The organism is Frankia sp. CoWAU3 (genome assembly GCF_977971855.1).
In genome coordinates this window covers 1-5,376 of the sequence record NZ_CDWWXB010000224.1, presented here as the reverse complement: position 1 = coordinate 5,376, position 5,376 = coordinate 1, and the positions used below count along the sequence as shown (strand labels likewise).

The following is a 5,376-nucleotide window of genomic DNA, read 5'->3' as shown; positions in this document are numbered from 1 at the left end:
GCTAAACGTCACGGGCTGTTACGCGGAAAGGCTCATTACCTACCGCCTGTTCGCCGCGTCAAACCCAGCATCACCCGAAACTCACCCTCTCGTCTCGGCCTGATGCCGCAGACGGTGGCCGGGGGCACCGGGTGAGCAGGGGCACTGACGGAAGACGGTCGGCTTGGGGTGTCCGGCCGGACTTGCGGGCCTTCGTCTTGGTACCGTCCCACTTCGCTTGAGTTGACCATGATGTACCCACCAGTCGGCCAGGTCCGGCGTGGCGGCAGTCCGGAGCCGGTGCGCGGCTGGCTGCCCTACGACCTCTCCCACGACCCTCCCAACGTGGGATCAGCTGGACGATCGATGGTCATCGGCGGCCAAATGTCCACGCACGGCACTCACCCGTCCAGGGGATCCCGGAAGTGGCGTCAACGGCACGTGGTGTGCTGGCAGGAAGAAGGCCGGCGCGGGTCACGCGTACGGACGGCGCCAGTGCGCGACAGGGGGATGACACATCATCGAAGTCCACGAAGCAAACCTGACGGCTATCTTAATATATCGCGGTCATCCACAAGAGCGGTGACACCGTGAAAGTGGTCTCGGTCATGAACTACAAGGGCGGAGTCGGAAAGACCACTCTGACGGCGAACATCGGCGCGGAGATCGCCCGCTGGGGAAAACGGGTTCTTCTGATCGATCTTGATCCGCAGGCGAGCCTCACCTTCTCCTTCTACCGGCCGGAGGACTGGCGGGCGCACCTCGCCGAGGGCCGGACCATCAAACAGTGGTTCGAAGCCTGGCGAATGGACGGGCCGGTGCCGGGGCTCGAGGCACTCGTCACCGCCCCCACGGTGGCGAACTCCCGCATCGCGCATAGCGGTGGCCGACTCGGCCTGATCGCGTCCCACCTTGCCCTCGGCGACGTCGAGATGGATCTCGCCGCGCGGTTGGGTGGGGCACAGATCCACCGGTCAACACGCCACTACTTCGACGTCTATCTGCGTCTCGCGGCCGGGCTTGCCACCCTGCCCGGGCCGCTCTACGATCTGGTGCTCATCGACTGCCCGCCGAACTTCGGCGTCATCACGAGGTCCGCCGTGGCGGCCAGCGACCAACTGCTCATCCCGGCCCGCCCGGACGAGCTGTCCACCCTCGGAATCGATCACCTGCAGTCCCGGCTGCGCCGGTTCACCTGGGAATTCAACCAGGTCGCTGATCTGCAGGCCGACCTCCGGCCGGCCGTGAAGAAACTGGAACCGATGATTCTGGGCGTCGTCTTCACAATGGTCCAGTACTACGGTGGTCAGCCCGTCTCGGCGCTGCGGCCCTACATAGCGCAGACCAGAAGCCTCGGGCTGCCCGTCTTCGATGCGATGCTTCGGGAGAGCAACAAGCACTTCGCCGGCGCGGCCCGCTCCCAGCTCCCCGCCATTCTCACCGAGCAGCTCAGCCGGGAACTCGCCTGGGAACTGCAGAGCCTGGTCGAGGAGTTCCTCAAACGCATCCGGACGGCAAACCATGGCTCCTGACAGTCGGCCCGCCAGCCACCCGGGTCGGGATGCGGCCCGTCTCGGGGCTGTTCTCCTGCGCCAGGTGTCCGATCTGCTCGACACCCTGGACGTCCGGCAGCTCGACGATCTCGTGGCGGGTCGGGCGCGGCTCGCGGTCGTCCCCACGGCCACAGCAGCGCCCACGGCCACGGCAGCAGACCCGGGCAGTCGTGCCGCGGCGGACGGCTCCCGGCTCCCGGCGTCCGTGGACGTCGAGAAGCTGCACGCGACACTGGTCGCCGCCGCGAGCCGGGAGGAAGCCCGGGAGCACCTGGCCGCCCTGGGCCGGATCCCGGTCCCACAGCTACGGGCCCTGGCGGGCGCCCTGGGTGTCGACGGTGTCGGCGGCAGGGATCCGAAAGCCACCGTGATCCGAAAGATCGTGGACGGGACCATCGGTTTCCGGCTCAGCTCCCGGGCGATGCTGGCCGGGGAATCCGAACTGTAGAGCCGCGTTCCGACCATTCTCCGGCCGGTGGAGCCGTCGGCTGGCCCGCTCCCGCCGGTCATGCCGCACCGAGCAGGAGGCCGAATCCGGTCATCAACACGGCGACGGCGAGTACCAGCGAGGTCACGAGATTACGCATGGTGACTCGGCGGGGAGCGCCGTCGAGGTCCGGCTGCGCCTCGGGCTCGCGCGGTGGAATCCGCAGGGCGAGCACGATCGGGTGAAACGGCGAGACACGGTTCGGCGGCCAGGCGACCGCCCGCAGATCGCGCCGTTTGAAGGGGGCATGACTCGCGCATCCGGTGAGCCAGCCGTTGACCGGGGTCTCGCAGATGCCGTCGTCGGTCCGGTAGGCCCGGCAGAGCGTCGGCCAACGGAATCCCAACATCACGGTGATCACGAGCAGGGCCACCGGCAGCGCGACCCACGTGCCCCGCAGGGTGAGCCACAGTCCGGCGGCACCGAAGGCGAGATAGCAGGCGAGATGGACGTGTTTGCGTTCCCGCCGGCTCCTCGTCCGTGAAGCGGCCCGGCGGGACCGGGTCGGTTGCCGGCGGCGGGCGGACGTCCGGCCCGATCCCGACGAAGATCTCCTGCGCGGCGCTGCCATGACCATCCTCCTGTCTGCCCAGGTGCACGGGTGGGATGCGCCGCGGCGTCACGACAGATGCGTGGCCGTCCGTGCATCTGCGCCGACGGTCACGCCCCGCCCCTCGGCTGGCGTCGCTCCGCAATGGTTCTAGCACAGCTTGATGCCTAATTTAGCACTTATCCTTTGTTTGCCATCACTTGCTACCAAACGTCGATAATAGGCGCATGATGTGTCCGTATAGCAGTCATGTTTTCAGTCATGCTTCTTCGCGACAGATTTCGATCAAGGCTTTGGCGGATCCCGCCGGCCTGTCGATCAGTACGCTGAAGGCGCGGTCGAGATCGGGCAGCGGATACCGGGGGTGATCAGACCGGCCGCGACGAGCCTCGGTCTGGCCCCCACCAGCCTCCTTGTCCGACGGGACACGCGCGGGCGTCCGGGCCGGCCCTGGACCTTCGGCCGCACTGACGCGCCGCCGGTTGACACCTGGAGCCGCCCCAGGAAGCTCCTGCTCCTGGCCGGGTTACTCGTCCATGGCACGGAGCAGGCTCGCGGGCAGCGATCGATCCGGGCCGGCTCCCGTAGTCCATCGGGAGCCCCATCGGCCGAGTTCCATCAGGATCGGCGCGAGATCCCGGCCCGCCGACGTCAGCTCGTATTCCGAACGAGGTGGACGTGGCTGATAAAGCCTGCGTTGCAGGATGCCTCGATCGACGAGCCGGTCGAGGCGCCGGGTGAGGGTGTGATCGGAGATCTTCAGACGGGTTCGGAAGTCGTCGTAGCGCCGAGCGCCGCCGAACGCCTCTCGGATGATCAGCAGGGACCAGTGATCGCCGATCAGCCCGAGCGCGCGAGCGGCCGGGCAGTCGGACTCGTCGTGCTGGTCAAGCACCCGGCCAGTGTATCTGTTGACTTCCATTTCGGAAGCATCTAGGATCACTTCCGGAATGGAAGTCGGTCTCGGGGGAGTGGAGGCGAGTATGTCGAGGTCCGCTCAGCCGAAGGAGTCTGCGGCATCACCACTGCTGCTGCCGGTCGTGTGCCTCGGCCAGTTCCTGGTCGTGTTCAGCCTGTCCAGCGTGAATGTCGCGCTACCCAGCCTGGCTGCCGATCTTCAGATGAGCCGCGAGACCCAGCCCTACACGGTCACGGCCTACGGGATAGCCCTGGGCAGCCTGCTCCTGCTGGGTGGCAGGGCTGGCGATCTACTCGGCCGACGGCGACTGTTCCGGCTGGGCACGGGGGTCTTCGCGGTCGGCACCGTGGTGTGCACGCTCGCCAACGTGACCGGCGTGCTGCTCGCTGGGCGGGCCCTGGAGGGGCTCGGTGCGGCCATGCTCGCCCCGGCCGCGCTGGGGACGATCAACGCGATCTACCCGCAAGGGCCGAGCAGAAACAAGGCGCTCGGGGTGTTCGGTGCGGTGTCCAGCGCGGCGGCCGGAGTGGGCGTCTTGGCGGGCGGGGTCCTCACCGACGGGCCGGGATGGCGGTGGGCGTTCGCGATCAAAATTCCCTTCTGCCTACTCCTGCTTGCCGTGGTCGGAAGGATCATGCCGGAGACCCGTGACACCCGTTCTCACCACGGCTTCGACATCGCCGGCGCGCTCACCGCGACCGGGTCGATGTTCTCGCTGGTCGTGGCCATCACACAGGCGGAGCAGCGCGGTTTCACCAGCCCGGCGATCCTTGCTCTGTTCGGATCAGCCGCCGTTCTTCTGATCGCCTTCATCGTGATCGAGAGCCGCAGCGACGACCCGCTCATGCCGTTGGCCCTCTTCCGTCGGCGTGGTCTCAGCGTCGCCAACGGCGCGACCCTGCTCGTGTGGGCCAGCTTCGGGTCGGCTTTCCTCCTGGTGGCCCTGTATGTGCAGCAGGTACTCGGCTACAGCCCGATGAAGGCCGGGCTGACATTCGTGCCGATGGCAACCGCGGCCGCGCTCGCGGCCAACGTCGCCCAGGCGACAGCGAGTCGTTCCGCGCGCGGTCCCAAACCCGCGCTGCTCGTCGGCCTTGTCCTCCTCACTGTCGGCGTGGCCCTCCTGTCCCGGGGCGACGCCGACACCAGGTACACGGCGGTGCTGCTGCCGGCGCTCGTGCTGTGCGGCGCCGGTCTCGCGACCTCCCTCACCGCACTCAACGTGGCCGCCTTCAGCGGCTCCAACAGCGACGACTCCGGGGTTGAGGCAGGACTCCTGAGCACCTCCCAGGAGATCGGCGCGGCCCTCGGCGTCTCGATTCTCTCGACGGTGTCGGCCCGCGTCATCTCCGATCATCTCGCCGCTCATCCCGGAGATCCGACCGCGATGCTTAGCGGCGCAGTCGATGCCTTTCAGGTGTCCTTCGTCGTCGCGGCGGGCATGGCTGCCGGCGCCTTCCTGCTTTCCCTGATCGCACTCTCGGCGCGGGTTGATATCCCTCCGGCCAGCGTGTCGGAAAACCCCCTCGCGGAACCAGCCTCGATAATGCCCTCAAGGTGACACGGTCGCCCTGGACGAGACTTCCGAAGATCGTCGCGCGGGTTCCGCCCGCCTTCTCATCGGATCGAACTCGGCCGCGGCCATGCGGCTGCTCCTGCCAGGCCTCCGCTCCCCTCGTCCCGCTCGCGGCCTCCTCCGCTGGGCCGTGCCGTTTCCTCCTCCCGCAGCACATCCGACGTCAGTGACGCTGGCCAGTGATTTCTTCCTGGCCAGCCCGTCAGTACCCGCGCTCCTCAATGAATCGCTCCTTGAGGAGCAGGTCCGCGACCCCGCTTCCCACCCCGTGGGACGGGGTTGTTGTCGTGTTCGGTGGGGTCAGGGGCAGGA

General features: G+C 67.6%; 5 protein-coding genes. 3 read left to right on the top strand and 2 right to left on the bottom strand.

The annotated features are described in order from the left end of the window. Positions 1–569 precede the first annotated feature (569 nt). Positions 570–1,511 (top strand): ParA family protein, encoded by a 942-nt coding sequence (locus tag AC08ON_RS15855; protein ID WP_476608311.1) that lies wholly within the window; start codon positions 570–572, stop codon positions 1,509–1,511. Further along, positions 1,501–1,980, top strand: a complete 480-nt coding sequence (locus AC08ON_RS15850) for a hypothetical protein (protein WP_476608310.1) — start codon at positions 1,501–1,503, stop codon at positions 1,978–1,980. Before AC08ON_RS15855 ends, AC08ON_RS15850 begins: the two co-directional genes overlap by 11 nt. Positions 1,981–2,038: 58 nt before the next feature. Here AC08ON_RS15850 and AC08ON_RS15845 read toward each other — a convergent pair whose 3' ends face one another. Then, the gene (locus tag AC08ON_RS15845; protein WP_476608309.1) at positions 2,039–2,590 is read right to left on the bottom strand and encodes a hypothetical protein; all 552 of its coding nucleotides are present in this window, start codon (positions 2,588–2,590) and stop codon (positions 2,039–2,041) included. 505 nt (positions 2,591–3,095) lie between these two features. Beyond that, positions 3,096–3,491, bottom strand: coding sequence for a winged helix-turn-helix transcriptional regulator (locus tag AC08ON_RS15840; RefSeq protein WP_476608308.1), 396 nt, complete (start codon positions 3,489–3,491; stop codon positions 3,096–3,098). Positions 3,492–3,552: 61 nt separating this feature from the next. Between AC08ON_RS15840 and AC08ON_RS15835 the strand changes: the two genes are divergently transcribed. Next, on the top strand, positions 3,553–5,049 hold the full coding sequence (locus AC08ON_RS15835; RefSeq protein WP_476608307.1) for an MFS transporter: 1,497 nt from the start codon (positions 3,553–3,555) through the stop codon (positions 5,047–5,049). Positions 5,050–5,376: the final 327 nt, after the last annotated feature.

Excerpts from the sequence above, each read along its gene's own strand:
- AC08ON_RS15850 (WP_476608310.1), top strand. The coding sequence starts at position 1,501 with ATGGCTCCTGACAGTCGGCCCGCCAGCCACCCGGGTCGGGATGCGGCC.
- AC08ON_RS15845 (WP_476608309.1), bottom strand. The coding sequence starts at position 2,590 with ATGGCAGCGCCGCGCAGGAGATCTTCGTCGGGATCGGGCCGGACGTCC.
- AC08ON_RS15840 (WP_476608308.1), bottom strand. The coding sequence starts at position 3,491 with ATGGAAGTCAACAGATACACTGGCCGGGTGCTTGACCAGCACGACGAG.
- AC08ON_RS15835 (WP_476608307.1), top strand. The coding sequence starts at position 3,553 with ATGTCGAGGTCCGCTCAGCCGAAGGAGTCTGCGGCATCACCACTGCTG.